Source organism: Pseudomonas phenolilytica, from assembly GCF_021432765.1.
Classification (GTDB): domain Bacteria; phylum Pseudomonadota; class Gammaproteobacteria; order Pseudomonadales; family Pseudomonadaceae; genus Stutzerimonas; species Stutzerimonas phenolilytica.
Genome location: NZ_CP058908.1, coordinates 373,524 through 392,651, shown reverse-complemented (window position 1 = coordinate 392,651; position 19,128 = coordinate 373,524). Strand labels below are relative to the sequence as shown.

The 19,128-nt window shown below is 66.9% G+C and carries 19 protein-coding genes; 12 read left to right on the top strand and 7 right to left on the bottom strand.

Going from position 1 to position 19,128, the window contains the following annotated elements:
- Positions 1 to 167: 167 nt before the first annotated feature.
- The gene (locus HU825_RS01960; RefSeq protein WP_043298232.1) at positions 168 to 596 is read left to right on the top strand and encodes a DUF192 domain-containing protein; all 429 of its coding nucleotides are present in this window, start codon (positions 168 to 170) and stop codon (positions 594 to 596) included.
- 21 nt (positions 597 to 617) lie between these two features.
- On the opposite strand, the gene HU825_RS01955 is transcribed toward HU825_RS01960, so the two are convergent.
- The 4 genes from HU825_RS01955 to HU825_RS01940 are packed head-to-tail and all read right to left on the bottom strand — an operon-like array spanning position 618 to position 3,739.
- Positions 618 to 1,994, bottom strand: a complete 1,377-nt coding sequence (locus HU825_RS01955; protein ID WP_234303361.1) for a 4Fe-4S binding protein — start codon at positions 1,992 to 1,994, stop codon at positions 618 to 620.
- Positions 1,991 to 2,848: an FTR1 family iron permease gene (locus tag HU825_RS01950; RefSeq protein ID WP_054094606.1), complete on the bottom strand. Its 858-nt coding sequence runs from the start codon at positions 2,846 to 2,848 to the stop codon at positions 1,991 to 1,993. Before HU825_RS01950 ends, HU825_RS01955 begins: the two co-directional genes overlap by 4 nt.
- Before the next feature lie 16 nt (positions 2,849 to 2,864).
- Complete coding sequence (locus HU825_RS01945; protein WP_003289033.1) at positions 2,865 to 3,191, bottom strand: cupredoxin domain-containing protein; 327 nt, start codon at positions 3,189 to 3,191, stop codon at positions 2,865 to 2,867.
- A gap of 14 nt (positions 3,192 to 3,205) precedes the next feature.
- A complete protein-coding gene (locus HU825_RS01940; RefSeq protein ID WP_003289031.1) occupies positions 3,206 to 3,739 on the bottom strand; it encodes an iron transporter in 534 nt (177 codons plus the stop codon).
- Between the two features lie 278 nt (positions 3,740 to 4,017).
- Here HU825_RS01940 and mdtD point away from each other — a divergent pair, with 278 nt between their 5' ends.
- The 4 genes from mdtD (at position 4,018) to HU825_RS01920 (ending at position 8,850) form a co-directional block, all read left to right on the top strand.
- Positions 4,018 to 5,445, top strand: coding sequence for a multidrug transporter subunit MdtD (gene mdtD / locus HU825_RS01935; protein ID WP_234302796.1), 1,428 nt, complete (start codon positions 4,018 to 4,020; stop codon positions 5,443 to 5,445).
- Between the two features lie 258 nt (positions 5,446 to 5,703).
- Positions 5,704 to 5,964 carry a hypothetical protein gene (locus HU825_RS01930; RefSeq protein WP_054094607.1) on the top strand — a complete coding sequence of 87 codons (261 nt, stop codon included), beginning with the start codon at positions 5,704 to 5,706 and terminating at the stop codon, positions 5,962 to 5,964.
- A 103-nt stretch (positions 5,965 to 6,067) separates the two neighbouring features.
- Entirely contained in the window at positions 6,068 to 7,894 is a 1,827-nt protein-coding gene (gene edd / locus HU825_RS01925) for a phosphogluconate dehydratase (protein WP_234302795.1), read from the top strand.
- Positions 7,891 to 8,850, top strand: coding sequence for a glucokinase (locus HU825_RS01920; RefSeq protein WP_054094609.1), 960 nt, complete (start codon positions 7,891 to 7,893; stop codon positions 8,848 to 8,850). The genes edd and HU825_RS01920 overlap by 4 nt, the downstream gene beginning before the upstream one ends.
- A 61-nt stretch (positions 8,851 to 8,911) precedes the next feature.
- On the opposite strand, the gene HU825_RS01915 is transcribed toward HU825_RS01920, so the two are convergent.
- On the bottom strand, positions 8,912 to 9,781 hold the full coding sequence (locus HU825_RS01915; RefSeq protein ID WP_054094610.1) for a MurR/RpiR family transcriptional regulator: 870 nt from the start codon (positions 9,779 to 9,781) through the stop codon (positions 8,912 to 8,914).
- 170 nt (positions 9,782 to 9,951) lie between these two features.
- On the opposite strand from HU825_RS01915, the gene zwf reads away from it, so the two are divergent.
- The 7 genes from zwf to HU825_RS01880 all read left to right on the top strand — a co-directional run bounded on the left by zwf (position 9,952) and on the right by HU825_RS01880 (position 16,715).
- A complete protein-coding gene (gene zwf, locus HU825_RS01910) occupies positions 9,952 to 11,421 on the top strand; it encodes a glucose-6-phosphate dehydrogenase (protein ID WP_156715338.1) in 1,470 nt (489 codons plus the stop codon).
- On the top strand, positions 11,408 to 12,121 hold the full coding sequence (pgl, locus tag HU825_RS01905; RefSeq protein WP_043298213.1) for a 6-phosphogluconolactonase: 714 nt from the start codon (positions 11,408 to 11,410) through the stop codon (positions 12,119 to 12,121). The genes zwf and pgl overlap by 14 nt, the downstream gene beginning before the upstream one ends.
- Before the next feature lie 18 nt (positions 12,122 to 12,139).
- Positions 12,140 to 12,877, top strand: a complete 738-nt coding sequence (locus HU825_RS01900) for a bifunctional 4-hydroxy-2-oxoglutarate aldolase/2-dehydro-3-deoxy-phosphogluconate aldolase (protein ID WP_077682066.1) — start codon at positions 12,140 to 12,142, stop codon at positions 12,875 to 12,877.
- A 68-nt stretch (positions 12,878 to 12,945) separates the two neighbouring features.
- Entirely contained in the window at positions 12,946 to 14,574 is a 1,629-nt protein-coding gene (locus HU825_RS01895; protein ID WP_234302794.1) for an NADP-dependent glyceraldehyde-3-phosphate dehydrogenase, read from the top strand.
- A gap of 12 nt (positions 14,575 to 14,586) precedes the next feature.
- Positions 14,587 to 15,450, top strand: coding sequence for an aldo/keto reductase (locus tag HU825_RS01890; RefSeq protein ID WP_234302793.1), 864 nt, complete (start codon positions 14,587 to 14,589; stop codon positions 15,448 to 15,450).
- Between the two features lie 353 nt (positions 15,451 to 15,803).
- Positions 15,804 to 16,124 carry a quaternary ammonium compound efflux SMR transporter SugE gene (gene sugE / locus HU825_RS01885; RefSeq protein ID WP_234302792.1) on the top strand — a complete coding sequence of 107 codons (321 nt, stop codon included), beginning with the start codon at positions 15,804 to 15,806 and terminating at the stop codon, positions 16,122 to 16,124.
- 153 nt (positions 16,125 to 16,277) lie between these two features.
- Entirely contained in the window at positions 16,278 to 16,715 is a 438-nt protein-coding gene (locus HU825_RS01880) for a CBS domain-containing protein (protein ID WP_043298204.1), read from the top strand.
- A gap of 66 nt (positions 16,716 to 16,781) precedes the next feature.
- Here the strand turns inward: HU825_RS01880 and HU825_RS01875 are convergent, their stop codons facing one another.
- On the bottom strand, positions 16,782 to 17,705 hold the full coding sequence (locus tag HU825_RS01875; RefSeq protein ID WP_234302791.1) for a MalM family protein: 924 nt from the start codon (positions 17,703 to 17,705) through the stop codon (positions 16,782 to 16,784).
- A 116-nt stretch (positions 17,706 to 17,821) separates the two neighbouring features.
- Positions 17,822 to 19,114, bottom strand: a complete 1,293-nt coding sequence (locus HU825_RS01870; RefSeq protein WP_043298200.1) for a maltoporin — start codon at positions 19,112 to 19,114, stop codon at positions 17,822 to 17,824.
- Positions 19,115 to 19,128 lie beyond the last annotated feature (14 nt).

Genomic DNA, 19,128 nt, shown 5'->3' with positions numbered 1-19,128 from the left:
GTCCGCCGGGCTGGACCCATGTGTCCGCCGTGATGGACATGCGCTGGCCGGTGTGGGCGGCGCAGGGCGTCTGCGCACTGGCTATGCTGGCCATTATCGGCCGCGCTGCGATGGATGCTGGCGTCGGCAGGCACGGCCGATTCGTTACGGGTTTGGGAGGATGTTCGATGCGTGTTGCGCTTGTGTTGTCGCTGCTGGCGCCGCTGGTACAGGCGGCCGAACCGCTGGCTCTGCGCCTGGGAGAACATGAGTTGTCTGCGGAGTACGCGCTGACCGCCGAGCAGCGCCAGCTCGGCCTGATGGGACGCCGCGAGCTGGCCACCGACAGCGGCATGCTGTTCCGCTTCGACGAGGTGCGGCACAACTGCCTGTGGATGAAGGACACGCCGCTGCCGCTGTCCGCGGCGTTCCTCGATGAGCGGGGGGTGATCGTCGACCTGATCGACCTCGAGCCGTTCAGCCGGGAGATGCGTTGCGCCCAGGCCCCGGCGCGCTACGCGCTGGAAACCAACCGCGGTTGGTTCACCGAGCGGGCGCTGGGGCTCGGCACGCCGGTGCAGGGCATTCCTGGCAACGCGCCGCTGTCGGCGCGCTGAGGCGGATGCCGGTCGCGCGTCTCAGTTCCAGCCCCAGAACTGCAGCCACCAGCCATAGCCGATCAACGCGGCGGCGCCGCTCATGCAGCTGAATGCCAGCAGCCGGCGCAGGCCGTTGGCGCCGTGGCGGCCGATGACCTTCCAGGCCAGGTACAGGCTCCAGATGATCGCGCCGACCAGCAGCGCCGCGCGTGCCAGCGGCACCCAGCTCAGCAGCAGGCCTTCGTAGCGCAGCAGCTTGACCGTGGTGGCGGAAAGACCGAGGAACAGCCCCGCGCCGCCCAGCGGCGTCAGGCTCAGCGCCAGATGGTGGAACACGTTGCCGCTGCGTCCCATCAGTCGCACGGCCGCCTGCACCAGCAGCCACAGTGCGCCGCCGAGCAGCACGGCGCTGCCGCCGATGTAGGCGAGGATCGCCGCGCCGTCGAGCCAGCTGAACGCGTCGTTGACCTGCGGATAGTGCGTCAGCAGCCACCAGGGCGCATCGGCTTCCAGCGGCCAGAACAGTTCGCGATCGACCAGCCATTCGGCGGCGGCCTGCTTGAGGGCGATGAACCACGGGCTGACTGTCCACTGGAAGGCGCCCATCGCCAGGCCGAGCATGCCGAACAGCAGCAGGGTGCTGTCCCAGTGGCTGTGCTGCGGCTGGTTGCCGACGATGAGAATTTCCTGGTTCGGCGAGCGGGCGCTGAGCTGCACCGCGCCGCGCTGGCCGCTGCACCGACCGCAGGCGTGGCAGTCGCTGGCGCCCTGCATGCGACGGATGTCCAGCAGCGGCGCGCAGTTGGGGGTAGGCAGGTGCGGACCGCTGTTTTCCAGCCAGCGCTGTTCATCGACTTTGTAATGCAGCGGTGCGAGGCGCGCGAGCAGCGAGAACACGCCGCTGACCGGGCACAGGTAGCGGCACCAGACGCGTTTGCCGCGTCCGTAGAGGTAGCCCACCAGCATCGCCGCGACGGTTGAACCACCGAGGATCAGCAGCGCGGCCTGGGCGTAGTCGTAGACGCTGATCAGCTGGCCATAGACGGTGGTGAGAATGAACGCCACGGTCGGCCAGCCGCCCCAGCGTATCCAGCGCGGCGTGCCGCGGCCCAGCCCGCGCCAGCTGATCCACTCGCTCAGCGAGCCTTCCGGGCAGAGCACGCCGCACCACATGCGGCCGAACAGCACCATCGACAGCAGCACGAACGGCCACCACAGGCCCCAGAAGACGAACTGCGCCAGCAGCGTGAGGTTGTCGAGCATGCCCGCCTGGGCGGGCGGCAGCGGCAGCACGGCGGGGATCACCAGCAGCACCAGGTAGAACCCCACCACCAGCCACTGCACCGCGCGGATGATTCTGGCGTGCTCACGCAGCCAGTCACCGACGCGCGCCAGCCAGGGCGCCTGGGCGATCATGCCGGCCTCGTCGCCAGCGCCACCGGCCGCGCCGGACGCAGCCAGGTCCACACCGCCAGCCAGTACAGCAGCAGGGTCAGCGCCGCGGCCAGCGACGGCATCGCACGGTAACCGGTGAGGCCGGCGATGGTGCTGCCCAACGCGCTGCCGTCGTCCAGCCACGCCGAGGTGTCCCACAGCGGATCGCCGAAGAAGCTGTAGAACTGCTCCGGCACGTCCATGCCCATCAGCTGGCCGCTGAAACGATCCAGTCCGGCCATCAACAGCGCGCTGCCGAGCAACAGCAGGAGCACTTCGCTGACCTGGAAGAAGCGCCGCCAGCTGAAGAAACGGCTACCGGCCTGCAGCGCCGCGTAGCTGAGCAGCGCGAGGACGAAGCCCAGCACGCCGCCGATGACGAAGCCGGTGAGGTCGTGGCCCTGCTGCTGGTTGCCGATGCCGTAGAGGAACACCACCGTTTCGCTGCCCTCACGCCCGACCGCGAGCATGGCGAGCAGCAGCAGGCCGAAGCCGCTGCCCTGGCTGAGCTTCTGCGCCGCGCTGTTCTGCAGGCTGCTCTTGAGGGTGCGGCCGTGGTGATGCATCCAGCCGACCATGTGCAGGATTAGCATGCTCGCCACCAGCAGCATGCCGCACTGGAACCACTCGCCGCCGCTGCCGGCCAGCCAGTCGCCGGCGCGCAGCACGCCCCAGCCCAGCGCGACCGCCAGCCCCAGACCGGCCGCGACGCCGCCCCAGAGCATGCGCAGCGCGTGGCCCGCGCCCGGCTGCTGGCGCAGCCAGGCATGCAGGATGCCGATCACCAGCAGTGCCTCGACGCTCTCGCGCCAGACGATGAACATGGATTGGCCCATGACTAGCTCCTGCGAACTACTTGGCGACGATCTCGCCTTCGGGAAGGTCCAGATGGAATTCGTCGAAGAACGGGTAGCGCCCCGGCTTCAACGGATGGATCACGACGAACGAGGTCACTCCCGGCGACAGCACCTTCTCCACCCGCAGCGGCGTGCTCTCGAACTCGGTCGGGCCGCTGCCGGCGTTGTGCACCACGATCTTGAAGCGCTGGCGCGCCGGCACTTCGATCGAGGCCGGTTCGAAGTGGCCGTCGCGGATGGTCAGCTCGTAAGTCGGCAGTGCCGCCTGGGCGCTGCCGGCAGCGCCGGTCAGCAGCAGGGCGCCGAGCAGGAATGTACGCATGGGCCTTCTCCGCCTCAGTAACCGCCTTTCTTGCCGATGCCGGCGTAGGTGAACTCGTAGTTCAGCTCGCAGCCTTCGAACCACGGGGCGACGCCGGTTTCCTTGTCGACGTGGCGGCCGAACATCGCGTGGCCCGAGCCCGGCGGCAGGATCTTGTAGGTCAGCTGATACTTGCCCGGGCCGAGCAGCTTGACGTTGTCGCCGTAGTGCGGACCGTCGTTGGCGACCATCGGATGGAAGTCGCCTTCGATGACTTCGCTCGAACCCTTCTTGCGCAGCGTGTAGTGGATGCTCAGGTACGGCACGAAACTGCCTTCCTGCCAGCCGTTGCGGTTGTTTTCGGTGGCGGAGATGTCCGCTTCCAGGTGCACGTCGGATTTGGCCGCCGCGAGCATCATGCCGGCGGGGTCCATTTCCACCGGCTGCAGATAGACCGCGCCGACTTCCATGCCACCGCATTGCTGCGGCTCGCCGATGGGATATTCCTTGGCCTGGGCGAGCGGGGTGAGCAGCAGGGTGGTGATAGCGAGGGTGGCGGGGATACGCATGGAAGCCTCCGGTAGGGATAAGTACGGAAACAGACTCGCACTTGCGGCTTCTAATGATAATGATTCGTGTCAATTTCCGAAGAAATATTTTGTTACGGGCGCGCTCGGCGAGCTGCTGCCAGCCTGGATCCCAGCAGCGGCGGGTGCTGGCGCCGGTCCGCGTCCGGTTGTCGCAGCGCCGCGCGGGTGACCGCGTTGCGGCCGTCGGGCGCCGGTCGCGGCGCACCTTGCCCAGACGAATCCTCTAAGATGACGAACCCTTCGCCCTAGAGCCCGCCATGCTGCCGACCTCCGTTCTGGACGCCCGCACCGCCCGTGTCCTGCCCTGGCTGGTTGCCATCGCCTTCTTCATGCAGACGCTGGATGGCACCATCCTCAACACCGCGCTGCCGGCAATGGCACGTGATCTGGCCGAGGACCCGCTGCGCATGCAGGGCGTGGTGATCGCCTACATGCTCACCGTGGCGCTGCTGATTCCGGCATCCGGCTGGATCGCCGACCGCTTCGGCACGCGCAAGACGTTCTTCTCTGCGGTGGTGTTGTTCACTTTCGGCTCATTGCTCTGCGCATTGTCGGTGAGCCTCGATCAGTTGATCGGCGCCCGCGTCGTGCAGGCCATCGGCGGCGCGCTGATGTTGCCGGTCGGACGGCTGGTGGTGCTGCGGGCCTTCCCGCGCAGCGAGTTCGTGCGGGTGATGACCTTCATCGCGCTGCCCGGCATGGTCGGGCCGCTGCTCGGGCCGACGCTCGGCGGCTGGCTGGTGCAGTACGCCTCCTGGCACTGGATCTTCCTGATCAACCTGCCGGTCGGGGTGATCGGCTGCATCGCGGCGTTCCGCTTCATGCCTGATTTCCGCGCGGACAAGCGGATGCGCTTCGATACCCTCGGTTTCATCCTGTTCGGCGCGGCGATGCTGCTGATCACCATCGCCCTGGAAGGGCTCGGCGAGCTGCGCATGCCGCACGCACGGGTGCTGGTGCTGCTGTTCGCCGGCGCTGCCTGCCTGGCGGCGTACTGGCTGCGTGCCGCACGCATCCCGGCGCCGCTGTTCAGCCCGCGGCTGTTCCATACGCGCAGCTTCGCGGTGGGCATCTGCGGCAATCTGTTCGCCCGCCTGGGCAGCGGTGCGTTGCCGTTCCTGCTGCCGCTGCTGCTGCAGGTCGCGCTGGGCTACTCGCCGGCGCAGGCGGGGATGAGCATGATTCCGCTGGCGGTGGGCGCGATGCTGGTCAAGCCGCTGGCCAAGGGGCTGCTCGACCGCCTGGGCTACCGCAACCTGCTGATCGGCAACACCGCGCTGCTCGGCATGCTGATCGCCGGGCTGGCGACGGTGGATGCCGATACGCCCTACCTGTTGCTGCTGGCGCACCTGGGGCTGATCGGTGTGGGTAACTCGTTGCAGTTCACCGCGATGAACACCGTGACGTTGATCGGCCTCAGCAACGCCAACGCCAGCAGCGGCAACAGCCTGCTTTCGGTGGTGGTGCAGTTGTCGATGAGTCTCGGGGTCGCGACCGCAGGCGCGCTGCTGGGCGGTTTCACCGTGCCGGGTGCGCAGGGCGCCGAGGTGCTGCATGCCTTCGAGCTGACGTTCCTCTGCCTCGGCGGCATGAGCCTGGCGGGCGCGGGCATTTTCCTGCAGTTGAAGCGGCATGACGGCAGCCAGCCCCGCGAGGGGCGCGGCGCGCTGCCGATGGGCGACTAGGCACGGCACTGCGGCGGTCAATCATCTGTCCGGTTTCCTGACATATCCGTGCGTATGCCGACGCGTGGGCGTTGATGCCGGCAGCCGGCGCCGTCCGCCGGCCGGCGACTTCCAGGGTTGGGCCTGATGGCACGCCAGGGCCTGGCTAACCTGCTGCATTCCTTTACCTGTGCAAGTAAACATTATCGACCTGTCTTGTGAGACTACATATCGTCTCGCTCGAAGATGGCGTTTTGCCAATGCACAAGGAGTGGAGAGATGGAAGCGCTGAGCATGTCCTGGCTGGTGATGGGAGTGTCGCTGTGTGTCGTTCTGGTAGTGCTGATCGCGCTTTGCGCACTCGGGTTCGGCTATCGCCGGCAGCAGAGCGAGTTGCGTGTGTTGCGCGAACTGCTGATGAACGTTGGCGCGATCATCGAGCGCCTTGAGCGGGAGAAGGCCGAGTTCTTTGCGGGGCTGCGTGCGGAAAAGGCCCACGCGGCGCAGTTGCGTCGAAAGCTCGAACTGCTGAATCGGTGATCTTGTTATAAAAACAATATATTTACTTTTTAATGCGCTAGATCGTTGTTGTATACGGCTTATGTTGGTATAAAACCAACAAAAATAATCTGGAGTCAGCCGCATGCATCCTCGTGTTCTCGCCGTTACCGAGCGCTTGATCGCCCGCAGTCGCCCAACCCGAGAGCGCTATCTGGCGCTGATTCGAGGAGCGGCGGCGCGGGGACCGGCGCGCAGCGGCGCGCAGTGCGCGAACTTCGCCCACGGCGTCGCCGGTTGTGGCGCGCAGGACAAGCAGCGCCTGCGCCTGCCCGATGCGGCGAACATCGCCATCGTCACCGCCTACAACGACATGCTCTCGGCGCACCAGCCCTACGAGGACTACCCGGAGCGCCTGCGCCAGGCGCTGCGCGAGATCGGCTCGGTGGGGCAGGTGGCCGGCGGCGTGCCGGCGATGTGTGATGGCGTCACCCAGGGCGAGCCCGGCATGGAGCTGGCCATCGCCAGTCGCGAGGTGATCGCCATGAGCACCGCGGTGGCGCTGTCGCACAACCTGTTCGATGGGGCGCTGCTGCTCGGCATCTGCGACAAGATCGTCCCCGGATTGTTGATCGGTGCGCTGCGCTTCGGTCATCTGCCCGCTGTGTTCGTGCCGGCCGGGCCGATGCCCTCCGGCCTGGCCAACAAGGACAAGGCCGCGGTGCGCCAGCGCTACGCCGAAGGCAAGGCCGGTCGCGACGAGCTGCTCGCTGCCGAGATGCAGGCCTATCACAGTCCCGGCACCTGCACGTTCTACGGCACCGCCAACACCAATCAGATGCTGATGGAAGTGATGGGGCTGCACCTGCCGGGCTCGTCCTTCGTCAATCCGGGGACGCCGCTGCGCGATGCGCTGACCATCGAGGCGGCGCGCCAGGTCACGCGGCTCACGCCTCAGGGGGGCTGCCATACGCCCCTCGGTGAGCTGGTCGACGAGCGCGTGCTGGTCAACGCCATCGTCGCGCTGCATGCCACCGGCGGCTCGACCAACCACACCCTGCACATGCCGGCCATCGCCCAGGCGGCGGGCATTCAGCTGACCTGGCAGGACATGGCCGACCTCTCCGAGGTGGTGCCGACGCTGGCCCGCGTCTATCCCAACGGCTCGGCGGACATCAATCACTTCCATGCCGCTGGCGGCGTCGCACTGCTGGTACGCGAGCTGCTCGACGCCGGCCTGCTACACGAGGATGTGCATACCGTGATGGGGCGAGGCCTCTATCGCTATACCCAGGAGCCCTTCCTCGAAGATGGCCGGCTGACCTGGCGTGAAGGGGCTGCGGCGAGTCTGGACGAAAGCATCCTGCGGCCGGTGGCGCGGCCGTTCTCCGCCGAGGGCGGATTGCGGCTGATGAGCGGCAACCTCGGACGTGGGGTGATGAAGGTCTCCGCCGTGGCGCCGGAGCATCGCGTGGTCGAGGCGCCGGCGCGGATCTTCTCCGATCAGCTGGAACTGGTGGAGGCGTTCAAGGCTGGCGAGCTGGAGCGTGATTTCGTCGCCGTGGTGCGCTTCCAGGGGCCGCGCGCCAACGGCATGCCGGAGCTGCACAAGCTGACGCCCTATCTCGGCGTGCTGCAGGATCGCGGCTTCAAGGTCGCGCTGGTCACCGACGGGCGCATGTCCGGTGCGTCGGGCAAGGTGCCGGCGGCGATCCATGTCTGCCCGGAGGCAATCGATGGCGGGCCGCTGGCGCGGCTGCGCGATGGCGATCTGCTGCGCGTCGATGGCCAGGGCGGCGTGCTCGAGGTGCTGGTGGATGCCGCCGAGCTGGCCGATCGCTTGCCGGCAGCGGCGCCGGCGGCGAACGTGCAGGGTTGCGGCCGCGAGCTGTTCGGCTTTATGCGTGCGGCGTTCAGTTCGGCGGAACAGGGTGCCAGTGTGTTCACCGCCGGGCTGGAGGTGCTGCGATGAGGCTGGCGCTGGTCGGTGACATCGGTGGCACCAATGCGCGCTTCGCGTTGTGGCGCGACTCGCGGCTGGAGTCGGTGCGGGTCCTGGCGACGGCGGATTTCGCCACGCCCGAGCTGGCGGTCGAGTACTACCTAGCGTCGCTCGGTCTTGCGCCGGGCAGCGTCGGTGCGGCCTGCCTGGCCTGTGCCGGGCCGGTCAAGGGCGAGCAGTTCGTGTTCACCAACAACCACTGGCGGTTGGGGCGCAGGGATTTCTGTGGTGCCCTGCAGCTGGATGAGCTGCTGCTGATCAACGACTTCGCGGCCATGGCGCTGGGCATGACGCGGATAGGCGAGGCGGGGCGGCGCGTAATCTGTGCTGGCGAGGCAGAGCCGGATGCGCCAGCGCTGGTGATCGGGCCCGGCACCGGGCTAGGCGTCGCCGCGTTGATGCCCTTGGGCAGTGGCAGCTGGCGTGCATTGCCGGGGGAGGGCGGGCACGTCGACCTGCCCGTGGCGGATACGCATGAGACGGCGCTGTGGCAGATGCTCTTCGCCCAGCTTGGCCATGTGCGTGCCGAAGACGTGCTCAGTGGCGGTGGCCTGTTGCTGCTCTACCGCGCGGTCTGCGCCCTGGCCGGTTTGACGCCGCGACTGGCGTCGCCGGCCGAGGTCACCGCGGCCGCGCTCGCGGGTGATCATGTGGCGGTGGCGACGTTGGAACAGTTCTGCGTGTGGCTCGGGCGGGTTGCCGGCAACAACGTGCTCACGCTCGGTGCGCGCGGTGGGGTGTATATCGTCGGTGGTGTGGTGCCGCGTTTCGCCGATTTCTTCGCGGCCAGTGGTTTCGCCCGCGGCTTTACCAGCAAGGGCTGTATGAGCGGCTATCTCGGCGATGTGCCGGTGTGGCTGGTGACTGCGGACTATCCGGGGCTGGAGGGTGCCGGTGTGGCGCTGGAACAGGCGCTGGCACGCTGATCGGGTGTGTTGGCGGGATGTTGTTATAGCAACATCCCGCGTTCGCGCCGGTTCCGTTCTCTTAGTCCGGCTCTTCATCCGCCGGATAACGGCTGGCATTGAGGCTTTCCTTCACCTTGCGCAGGTGCGGCTGGAAATCCACGCCGCGGCGCAGGGTCATGCCGGTGGCGAGCACGTCGAGCACCGTCAGCTGGATGATGCGCGAGGTCATCGGCATGTAGATGTCGGTGTCCTCGGGTAGCGGAATGTTCAGGCTCAGCGTGCTGGCCTGGGCCAGCGGCGAGCCGGCGGCGGTCAGGCCGAGCACCGAGGCACCGTTCTGGCGGGCGATGCGCGCCACTTCCACCAGCTCGCGGGTGCGCCCGGTGTAGGAAATGATCACGAACAGCTCGCCCGTGTGCGCCACCGACGCCAGCATGCGCTGCATCAACACGTCCGAATGGGCGGTTACCGCCAGGTTGAAGCGGAAGAACTTGTGCTGCGCATCCAGCGCCACCGAGGCCGAGGCGCCGAGGCCGAAGAAGTGGATCTGGCGGGCCTGGATCATCAGGTCCACGGCGCGGCTGACCAGCTGCGGGTCGAGGCTCTGGCAGGCGCTGTCCAGCGAGGCGATGGCCGAGCCGAAGATCTTGCGTGTGTATTCCGCCGGGCCGTCGTCGGGCTCTACCGCCTGGCTGACATAGGCGGCGCCGCTGGCCAGGCTCTGCGCCAGCTGCATCTTCAGTTCCGGGTAGCCGCTGACGCCGAACGAGCGGCAGAAGCGATTCACCGTCGGCTCGCTGACCTGTGCGGTCTGCGCCAGGGCGGCGATGCTGAAACGGGTGGCCTGCTGCGGGTTGCGCAGGATGACTTCGGCCACCTTGCGCTCGGCCTTGTTGAGGTCTTCGAGGCGGCGCTGGATCTGCTCGAGCAGGTTGTGTACGCGGTCCATGACGATCCTGATGCGGCGGGTCAGAGGTGCCCTATGCTACTGAGCGGGCTGCGGAGCGACTACCGGAATCTCCTTTTCTGGCTAAATGTTGTTTTTATTACTACATACTCCTTGAATAAACGCGGCTTCGCGTGTATTCATAGGGCAGTGTTAGTAGAAGAACAAACATCATGACGCCACTATCTGTCGAACCCTGCACCCTGGCGCTGTTCGGCGCCCTCGGTGATCTGGCCCTGCGCAAGCTGTTTCCCGCGCTTTATCAGCTCGACCGTGCCGGCCTGCTGCCGGCGGACACCCGCATTCTCGGCCTCGCCCGCGATGACGGCGAGCCTGCTTCGCATCTGGCGCTGATCGCCGAGCACCTGCGTCGCCATGTGGCCGAGCGCGAACTCGAGGAAAGCGTTCTGCAGCGTTTCCTGGCCCGTCTGGACTACCTGAGCATGGAGTTCGGCCGCCGCGAGGATTACGCCGCGCTGGCGGACAAGGCCGGCCAGGCCGAGCGTATCGTCGCCTTCTTCGCCACGCCGGCTTCCGTCTACGGCGCGATCTGCGCCGGGCTGGCGGAGGCGGGGCTGGCCGAGCGCACCCGCGTCGTGCTGGAAAAGCCCATCGGCCATGACCTGGGGTCGTCCCGCGAGGTGAATGACGCGGTGGCGCGCTTCTTCCCGGAAGACCGCACCTACCGCATCGATCATTACCTGGGCAAGGACACGGTGCAGAACCTCATCGCCCTGCGCTTCGCCAACAGCCTGTTCGAGACACAGTGGAACCAGAACCACATTTCCCATGTGGAGATCACCGTCGCCGAAACCGTCGGCATCGAGGGCCGCTGGGGCTACTTCGACCAGGCCGGCCAGCTGCGCGACATGATCCAGAACCACCTGCTGCAGCTGCTCTGCCTGATCGCCATGGACCCGCCCAGCGACCTCTCAGCCGACAGCATCCGCGACGAGAAGGTCAAGGTGCTCAAGGCGCTGGCGCCGATTGCTCCGGAGCACCTCGGTCAGCAATTGGTGCGCGGCCAGTACGTGGCCGGCAGCATCCTCGGGCGCCAGGTGCCGGGCTATCTGGAGGAGGAAAACTCCAACACCCAGAGCGACACCGAGACCTTCGTCGCCCTGCGGGCCGAAATCTGCAACTGGCGCTGGGCGGGTGTGCCCTTCTATTTGCGGACCGGCAAGCGCATGCCGCAGAAGCTGTCGCAGATCGTCATCCACTTCAAGGCGCCGCCGCATTACATCTTCGCCCCCGAGCAGCGCCAGCTGATCGGCAACAAGCTGATCATCCGCCTGCAGCCGCAGGAGGGCATCTCGCTGCTGGTGATGACCAAGGACCAGGGCCTGGACAAGGGCATGCAGCTGCGCAGCGGCCCGCTGCAGCTGAACTTCTCGGAAACCTACAAGAGCCCGCGCATCCCCGACGCCTACGAGCGTCTGCTGCTGGAAGTGATGAAGGGCAACCAGAACCTCTTCGTGCGCAAGGACGAAATCGAATACGCCTGGAAGTGGTGCGACCAGCTGATCGACGGCTGGCAACGCGTCGGCGCGCCTCCCAAACCCTACGCAGCAGGCAGCTGGGGACCGGCTGCCTCGATTGCCCTGATCAGCCGTGACGGCAGGAGTTGGTATGACGATCTCTAATCTCGATCTGCCGGTGCAGACCCTCGGTTTCAGCCTCGGCAACGCCGACCAGCTGGCCGGCGAACTGGCGCTGACGGTGAGCAACGCCCTGCGCAGTGCGATCGCCGAGCGCGGTGCGGCGACCCTGGTGGTGTCCGGCGGCCGCAGCCCGATCGCGTTCTTCGAGCGCCTGGCGCAGCAGGAGCTGGACTGGGCCAACGTCACCATCAGCCTCGCCGACGAGCGCTGGGTGCCGGTCAGCCATCCCGACAGCAACGAAGGCCTGGTGCGCCAACACCTGTTGCAGGGACCAGCGGCCGCGGCGCGGCTGATCGGCCTTTATCAGAGCGCGGCCAGTCTCGACGAGGCAGCTGACCGCGCCAATGCCGTATTGGCCGAACTGCCGCCGATCGACGTGCTGGTGCTGGGCATGGGCGAGGACGGCCACACCGCCTCGCTGTTTCCCGACAGCCCGAACCTGGAAGCGGCGCTCGACCCGCGTGGTGCGCGGCGCTGCCTGCCGATGCAGGCGCCGAGCGTACCGCGCCAGCGCCTGAGCATGTCCCTGGCGCTGCTGGCCAGCGCGCGGCTGACCCTGCTCGCCCTGCACGGCCCGGGCAAGCTGGCCACGCTCAACCAGGCCCTGGCCGGCGAATCCTATGAAGCGATGCCGATCCGCGCCTTCCTCGCCCGTCCCCTCGAAATCTACTGGTGCCCCTGAGGCCGCAAGGAATCTTCCATGACATCTACCCAAACCCGCGCCGTCAGCATGACCGACAAGATCGCCCTGATCGACCAGTGGTGCAGTGCCGCACGCATCCTGCCGGTGATCACCATCGAGCGCGAGGCGGACATCCTGCCGCTGGCCGACGCCTTGGCCGCCGGTGGCCTCAAGGTGCTGGAAATCACCCTGCGCTCGGCTCTGGGTCTGAGTGCCATCCGCCTGCTGCGCGAGCAGCGCCCCGAACTGATCGTCGGTGCCGGTACCGTGCTGGATGCCGCCATGCTGGCCCAGGCCGAGGCGGCCGGTGCGCAATTCATCGTCTCTCCGGGCAGCACTGGCGAGCTGCTGGATGCCGCGTTGCACAGCCCGTTGCCGCTGCTGCCGGGCGTGGCCAGCGCCTCGGAAATCATGCTCGGTTACGCCCTGGGTTACCGCCGCTTCAAGCTGTTCCCGGCCGAAGTCTGTGGCGGCGTCGCCGCACTCAAGGCGCTGGGCGGGCCGTTCGGCAATATCCGTTTCTGCCCGACCGGTGGCGTCAACGCGCGCAACGCCAGGGACTACCTGGCGCAGTCCAATGTGATGTGCGTTGGTGGTACCTGGATGGTCGACGCCAAGGCCGTGCGTGCCGGCGACTGGGCCGCCATCGAAAGCGCCACGTGCCAGGCCCTGCAGGCGCTGGACAGCGCAGCGCCAGCCGAACTGCCGCGCGACTTCGACCTGCGCGCCGAGCGTGCCGAACAGCGCGAGCTGTAATCCGTCCGACCCATCGCGGTGGGCGTGGGGCCTGCCGTGATCGCCCCGATTCGCTACCTGGAGGTTCCATGACTACTGCGCCCCCGCTTGCCGACCTGTTTCCCCGTCTCGATGAGATTCCCGCTGCCTATCAGCCGGATGCTCCGGTCGAGCAGCGCGACTATCTGGTCGATGGCGAGTTGATGCACTGGGACGGCCCGCTGGCGGAAGTTCGCAGCCCGGTGTTTCTGCGCGAGGCCGATGGCAGCGAGCGTCAGGTGGTGCTGGGCAGCACGCCGCTGCTGGATGCCGACGCCGCGCTGCGTGCGCTGGACGCCGCCGTTGCCGCCTATGACTACGGCCGCGGAGCCTGGCCGACCATGCGCGTGGCTGAGCGTATCGCCCATGTCGAAGCCTTCCTGGCGCGTATGCGCGAGCAGCGCGAGGCGGTGGTCAAATTGCTGATGTGGGAGATCGGCAAGAACCTCAAGGATTCGGAGAAGGAATTCGACCGCACCTGCGACTACATCGTCGACACCATCCACGCGCTGAAGGAACTGGACCGCAGCTCCAGCCGCTTCGAGCTGGAGCAGGGCACCCTCGGGCAGATCCGCCGCGTGCCCATGGGCGTGGCGCTGTGCATGGGGCCGTACAACTACCCGCTGAACGAAACCTTCACCACGCTGATCCCGGCGCTGATCATGGGCAACACCGTGGTGTTCAAACCGGCCAAGTTCGGCGTACTGCTGATCCGCCCGCTGCTCGAAGCCTTCCGCGACAGCTTCCCGGCGGGGGTCATCAACGTCATCTACGGCCGCGGTCGCGAGACGGTCAGCGCGCTGATGGCCAGCGGCAAGATCGACGTGTTCGCCTTTATCGGCACGCACAAGGGCGCCGCCGACCTGAAGAAACTGCACCCGCGTCCGCACCGCCTGCGCGCCGCGCTGGGGCTGGATGCGAAGAACCCTGGCATCGTCCTGCCGCAGGTCGATCTCGACAATGCCGTGGAGGAGGCGGTGACCGGCGCGCTGTCGTTCAACGGTCAGCGCTGCACCGCACTGAAGATCCTCTTCGTGCATGAGGCGGTGCTCGATGGCTTCCTCGAACGCTTCGCTGCGCGGGTCAACGCGCTCAAGGCGGGCATGCCCTGGGAGCCGGGCGTGGCGCTGACACCGCTGCCGGAGCCGGGCAAGACCGATTACCTGCATGCCGTACTCGAAGACGCCGTAGCCAAGGGCGCGCGGGTGATCAACGCCGGCGGCGGCGAGTCGCACCAGACCTTTTTCCAGCCGGCAGTGCTGAGCCCGGTGGATTCGTCCATGCGTGTCTATCACGAAGAGCAGTTCGGCCCGCTGGTGCCGGTGGTGCCGTACCGCGACCTGCAGGAGGTGATCGACTACGTCACCGCCTCCGACTACGGCCAGCAGCTGTCGATCTTCGGCAACGACCCGGCGCAGGTAGGCCGGCTGGTGGATGCCTTCGTCAACCAGGTCGGGCGCATCAACATCAACGCCCAGTGCCAGCGCGGGCCGGACAGCTATCCGTTCAACGGCCGCAAGAATTCCGCCGAGGGCACGCTGTCGGTACATGACGCCCTGCGCGTGTTCTCCATCCGTACCCTGGTGGCGACGCGCTTCAACGAGGCCAACAAGGAGCTGGTCGACCGGATCATTCGTGACCGCCAGTCGAGCTTCCTGACCACCGACTACATCTTCTGACGGAGCGCCACGATGGCCGCACCCGTGCTCGCCCAGCCGCTGTTGCTGGGCATGATGCGCCTGCTGGAATATCCCGAGCTGGGCGAACCCCAGGCGCTGCTGGGCTTTATCGAACGCTGTATCGAGCTCGGGCTGAACGGCTTCGACCATGCCGACATCTATGCCGGCGGGCAATGCGAGGCGCACTTCGGTGCGGCCCTGCGCCAGGCACCCGGGTTGCGCCAGCGCCTGCAGATCATCGGCAAGGCCGACATCGTGCCGGCGGGGCAGGACCGTTCGCGCTGGCGGGTCAAGCACTACGACTCCAGTTCTCGCTACCTGCGCCGAGCGGTGGACGACAGCCTGGCGCGGCTGGGAGTGGAACGACTCGATGGCTTCCTGCTGCATCGCCCGGACCCGCTGCTGCAGGTCGACGAGGTAGCCGAGACGCTGAACGGGCTGGTCGCCAGCGGCAAGGTCCGCTGGGTGGGGCTGTCCAACGCCGGCATCCTGCACTGCCAGGCCCTGGCGCAGTGCGTGCCGCTGCGCTGCAACCAGATCGAGCTGTCTCTGCAGGCTCAGCATTGGGTATGGGACGGCAGTCTGCATGCGCTGCAGGCGGCCGGCCTGCAGGTGTTGGCCTGGTCGCCCATGGGCGGTGGACGCTTTGGTGAACGCTTGTGCAGCGCACTCAGTGAGGTCGCCGCCGATCTGGGCGTGACGCCCAACCAGGTGGCGCTGGCCTGGCTGCGGCAGTTACCCGGCCGGCCGTTGCCGATCCTCGGCAGCCTGCGCTGGGAGCGAATCGAGGAGGCGCTGCTGGGCGCTGAACTGGAGCTGGAGCGTCCCGCCTGGTTCTACCTCAGCGAAGCGGCCCGCGGGCATGCTGTGGCCTGAGACTGTTTGCGGAGAGGGCGTCCCTCTGCTGGCGAGGGCGGAACGGTGGAAAATGCTTCGCAGTTTTCCACCCTACGCGAGCGGTTCGTAGGGTGGATGACGCTCCACCCATCCACCGCATGGCATTTGCGCCGGGATGAGAGTCGGCGTTTACCCGATCCAAAAGTACCATCCATCGATGTTCGTTCGTGCCCGTGCTTTCGCAGTCACGCCGCTAATGCCAACGGTCAACGGCCGCTTTGAACGGCCCAACACCGTGCGCCGCTGTGCTAGGGTCGCATTCGCCGCGGGACGACCCGCCGGTGTGTCGGATCATGCGGGGACGACCCTGCCGTTTTGATGGAGTCATCCTCATGCATTCGGCCTGGATCATGCTGATCATTGCCGGCCTTCTGGAAGTAGGCTGGGCCATTGGCCTCAAGGCTTCCGAAGGGTTCACCCGTCCGCTGCCCAGTGTGCTCACCGTCTTGGCCATGGCTGGCAGCTTTTTCCTCCTCGCCCGCGCCATGCAGGTGCTGCCGGTTGGTACGGCCTACGCGATATGGGTCGGCATCGGTGCGTTGGGCACTGTCGCGTTGGGCATCGTCATCTTTGGCGAAAGCGCCTCGCCCGTGCGCTTGCTCAGCGCGCTGTTGCTGCTCGCCGGGCTGGTCGGCCTGAAGCTGAGCGCCTGACTCGGCGGAAGCATTTGCATACAGGCTTGCCGCGGCGCGAGCGGAAACGCTTTGCCGCGCTCGCGGCCACGCTATATGTTCTGTCTCAGGCTTGCTCGAAGCGGGGATGCATGGGCCGCATTTCCGCCAAAACCAACAGGAAGGAGCTGTCCCATGAAAACGGTTGCGCAGGTGATTGGTGCCAAGCAGACACAAGGCATCGTGATGATCGCCCCCGAGGATTCGGTATTCGACGCGCTCAAGCTGATGGCCGAGAAGAACGTCGGAGCCCTGCCGGTTGCCGATGCTTCGGGGCGGTTGGTGGGAATCGTCAGCGAGCGCGACTACGCGCGCAAGATCGTGCTCCAGGGGCGCTCCTCGTTCGTCACCCCGGTCAGCGCCATCATGACCAGCAAGGTCATCACCGTGGAGCCGCGCCAGAGCATCCGCGAGTGCATGGAGATCATGACCGAGAAGCACCTGCGCCACCTGCCGGTGCTGGACGAGGGCCGCACCGTCGGCCTGCTGTCGATCGGTGACGTGGTCAAGGAAACCATGGCCGAACAGGACAGCCTGATCCAGCAGCTCGAACAGTACATCCGCGGCGAATGAACGTCAGGCCACAGCCACCGGCGGCTGTGGCCTTGCACCGTTACCCAGCCGGCGACGCCTGACCGATCAGCGAATCTCGATGCGTTCGAGCAGGTGCTGCTTCGCCGTGCTGTCGCCTACCCGTGCCGCTTCGTCGGCCAGACGCAGTGCGCGCTCCAGATCTTTCTGCACCAGCGCCGCATCGATGGCCTGGCGGTAGTAGGCCGAGGTCTCCGGCAGTACCGCCGGTGCCGGCGTGGCGGGCAGTTCGTTACCCATCTCCTGGCCGATGCTGTAGCCCGGCACATAGCCCTTGGCGCTCGAGCCGGCGGTGCTGTCGGGGATCATCACCAGCTTGATCACACCTACGGGCGAGTGCTGCGCCACCGGATCGGGGATGCTCGGCGGCTCGTTGCCCAGCGCCTTGGCGTAGGCCTTGGCCGGGTGTTCGAGCGTGGTCTGGCCGGCCATCTGCGCGTCGCTGGTGTAGAGGATCAGGTAGCGCTCGTTGCCCGGATGCTCGGGCTGCGAGCGGTCGATGCGCAGGCGCGCGTCCAGACTGTCGCCCTTGAGCCCGGTTGGCGGCACGTAGACGAAGTCGTCGGCATCCAGCAGGCGGGTCGGGCGCATGCGGCTGTCGAGCAGCATGGCATTGGGTGCCAGCACGCTGCTGCCGGCCTGGCTGTACAGGCGCAGCTCGAACGACGGGCCGCCGGCCGGCAGTTTGAAGGCGCGCAGGAAACTCTTGCCGGTCTCAAAGCGGTAGGCCGGCGCCTGGCTGTCGATCAGTACGTCACCGGCGAAACCGGCTTCGAGCGGCTCGTACGGCAGCTGGTCGAGGCCGCTGCAGCAGGACGGCGCGGCGGCCAGTGCGGCACGGGCCTGTTCGATCGGTCGTTCCAGTGGCTTGGGGCTGGTGGTGAGGGCGTCGACCCGGCGCAGCGGCTCGCTGCCGCAGCCGGCGAGCGCCAGGGCGATCAGCCCGGCGGCGAGAAGAGATAACGGGTGCATGGCGATTCTCCGGATAAAAAATGCCCCGACCTGCCAGAGCCGGGGCAAAAGGCACCGTCTGGACGGTGGGAGCGGAAAGGCTGCCGTTGCCTGCAACGGCGTTCAGCCGACGCGGGTTACCACCAGGCCTCGGCCTGGATGCCGAAGGTGATGCCGTCGTCGTCACCGGCGTCGATGGATTCGCTGGCGGCCTGGTAACGGCCGCCGTCCCACTGCGCATAGGTGGCGAACACGCGGATCTGCGGGCGTGCCCAGAAGCTGTTGCCGGCCGACCACTGCTGGGCCAGGGTGAGCTTCTTCAGGTCGCGGGTGCGTTCGCCGTCGGCCTGCGGATCGACCCGGTCGTAGCCGAACTCCAGCGCCGTGCTCATCACGTCGCTCCATTTGTACACCGGGCGCACGCCGAAGCTGGCCCAGGTCTGCCCGGAGTCGTTATCGAAGTCGCGGTCCTCGTAGATCTGCACGTACATCATCTCGATGTTGTCGCTCAGGCCGACCACGCCCTGGTTGACCAGGCGGAACATCTTGCCGTCGCTGTTACCGGTGCTGTTGCGCCCGCTGCTGCCGATGATGCCGTCGGTGCCGTATTGCAGGGCGAGCTTGTTGTAGCCGCCGAACCAGTTGCTCTGGGTGTGCTCGAGGGTGACCAGATGGCCCTTTTGGTCCTCGTAGCCGGGGTCGCGTTCCTGCTCGTCGGTGAGGTTGGCCTTGCCGTAGTCGTAGCCGATCTCCAGCTTGCCGCCCGGGTTGACGTCGATCCCGCCGAGGCGGAAGTCGAGGGTGTCGTTGGCCAGGTTGGTGCCGGTGCCCGAGCCCTGGTAGACCCAGTCGCCGTCGGTGTTGCGAATCCACGCCACGCTGGCCTTGGCGAAGCCCAGGTCGATGTCTTCGATGCCGGCGCCGGGGCCGGAGACATCCCAGTAGTAGTAGTCGTTGATGTGCACGTCGTGGCGCTTGTAGTAGCGCTTGCCGGCCCAGATCGCCGCGCCCGGCAGGCTCGGGATGAGGTTCTTGCCGATCACGTGGAACTGGCGGATGGAGGTGGTGCCGGCCTCGTCGAACGGGTTGTTCTCGTCGCCATCGGTATCGGTGCCGCCGGCTTCCCAGTCGTTACCCTGATCGGAGCGGTAGGCGATCATGCTGTCGACGTAGAAGCTGCGGTTGCCTTCGCTCCACACCTCCTGGCCGAGGCCGATCTCGGCGTAGGTTTCGCATTCGTTGCCCAGGCGATATTTCGCCGGTGCGCCAGCGGCCTGGAAGCAGGCCTGATCGCCGCCGCCGGCCGTGGCGCCGACGCCCGAACGCAGGTAACCGTGGAAATCGACCGCCAGGGCCGGACCGCCGACCAGCAGGGCGGCGAGCAGGCAGGCGGGTTTGAGAACAAAGCTTGGGTGCGCGGTGTGCTTCATGACGAGGTCCTTGT

Excerpts from the sequence above, each read along its gene's own strand:
- HU825_RS01920 (WP_054094609.1), top strand. The coding sequence starts at position 7,891 with ATGAGGCTGGCGCTGGTCGGTGACATCGGTGGCACCAATGCGCGCTTC.
- HU825_RS01870 (WP_043298200.1), bottom strand. The coding sequence starts at position 19,114 with ATGAAGCACACCGCGCACCCAAGCTTTGTTCTCAAACCCGCCTGCCTG.
- HU825_RS01945 (WP_003289033.1), bottom strand. The coding sequence starts at position 3,191 with ATGCGTACATTCCTGCTCGGCGCCCTGCTGCTGACCGGCGCTGCCGGC.
- HU825_RS01950 (WP_054094606.1), bottom strand. The coding sequence starts at position 2,848 with ATGGGCCAATCCATGTTCATCGTCTGGCGCGAGAGCGTCGAGGCACTG.
- HU825_RS01940 (WP_003289031.1), bottom strand. The coding sequence starts at position 3,739 with ATGCGTATCCCCGCCACCCTCGCTATCACCACCCTGCTGCTCACCCCG.
- HU825_RS01955 (WP_234303361.1), bottom strand. The coding sequence starts at position 1,994 with ATGATCGCCCAGGCGCCCTGGCTGGCGCGCGTCGGTGACTGGCTGCGT.
- edd (WP_234302795.1), top strand. The coding sequence starts at position 6,068 with ATGCATCCTCGTGTTCTCGCCGTTACCGAGCGCTTGATCGCCCGCAGT.
- HU825_RS01880 (WP_043298204.1), top strand. The coding sequence starts at position 16,278 with ATGAAAACGGTTGCGCAGGTGATTGGTGCCAAGCAGACACAAGGCATC.
- zwf (WP_156715338.1), top strand. The coding sequence starts at position 9,952 with ATGACGCCACTATCTGTCGAACCCTGCACCCTGGCGCTGTTCGGCGCC.
- sugE (WP_234302792.1), top strand. The coding sequence starts at position 15,804 with ATGCATTCGGCCTGGATCATGCTGATCATTGCCGGCCTTCTGGAAGTA.
- HU825_RS01875 (WP_234302791.1), bottom strand. The coding sequence starts at position 17,705 with ATGCACCCGTTATCTCTTCTCGCCGCCGGGCTGATCGCCCTGGCGCTC.
- HU825_RS01915 (WP_054094610.1), bottom strand. The coding sequence starts at position 9,781 with ATGGACCGCGTACACAACCTGCTCGAGCAGATCCAGCGCCGCCTCGAA.
- HU825_RS01930 (WP_054094607.1), top strand. The coding sequence starts at position 5,704 with ATGGAAGCGCTGAGCATGTCCTGGCTGGTGATGGGAGTGTCGCTGTGT.
- mdtD (WP_234302796.1), top strand. The coding sequence starts at position 4,018 with ATGCTGCCGACCTCCGTTCTGGACGCCCGCACCGCCCGTGTCCTGCCC.
- HU825_RS01960 (WP_043298232.1), top strand. The coding sequence starts at position 168 with ATGCGTGTTGCGCTTGTGTTGTCGCTGCTGGCGCCGCTGGTACAGGCG.
- HU825_RS01900 (WP_077682066.1), top strand. The coding sequence starts at position 12,140 with ATGACATCTACCCAAACCCGCGCCGTCAGCATGACCGACAAGATCGCC.
- HU825_RS01895 (WP_234302794.1), top strand. The coding sequence starts at position 12,946 with ATGACTACTGCGCCCCCGCTTGCCGACCTGTTTCCCCGTCTCGATGAG.
- HU825_RS01890 (WP_234302793.1), top strand. The coding sequence starts at position 14,587 with ATGGCCGCACCCGTGCTCGCCCAGCCGCTGTTGCTGGGCATGATGCGC.
- pgl (WP_043298213.1), top strand. The coding sequence starts at position 11,408 with ATGACGATCTCTAATCTCGATCTGCCGGTGCAGACCCTCGGTTTCAGC.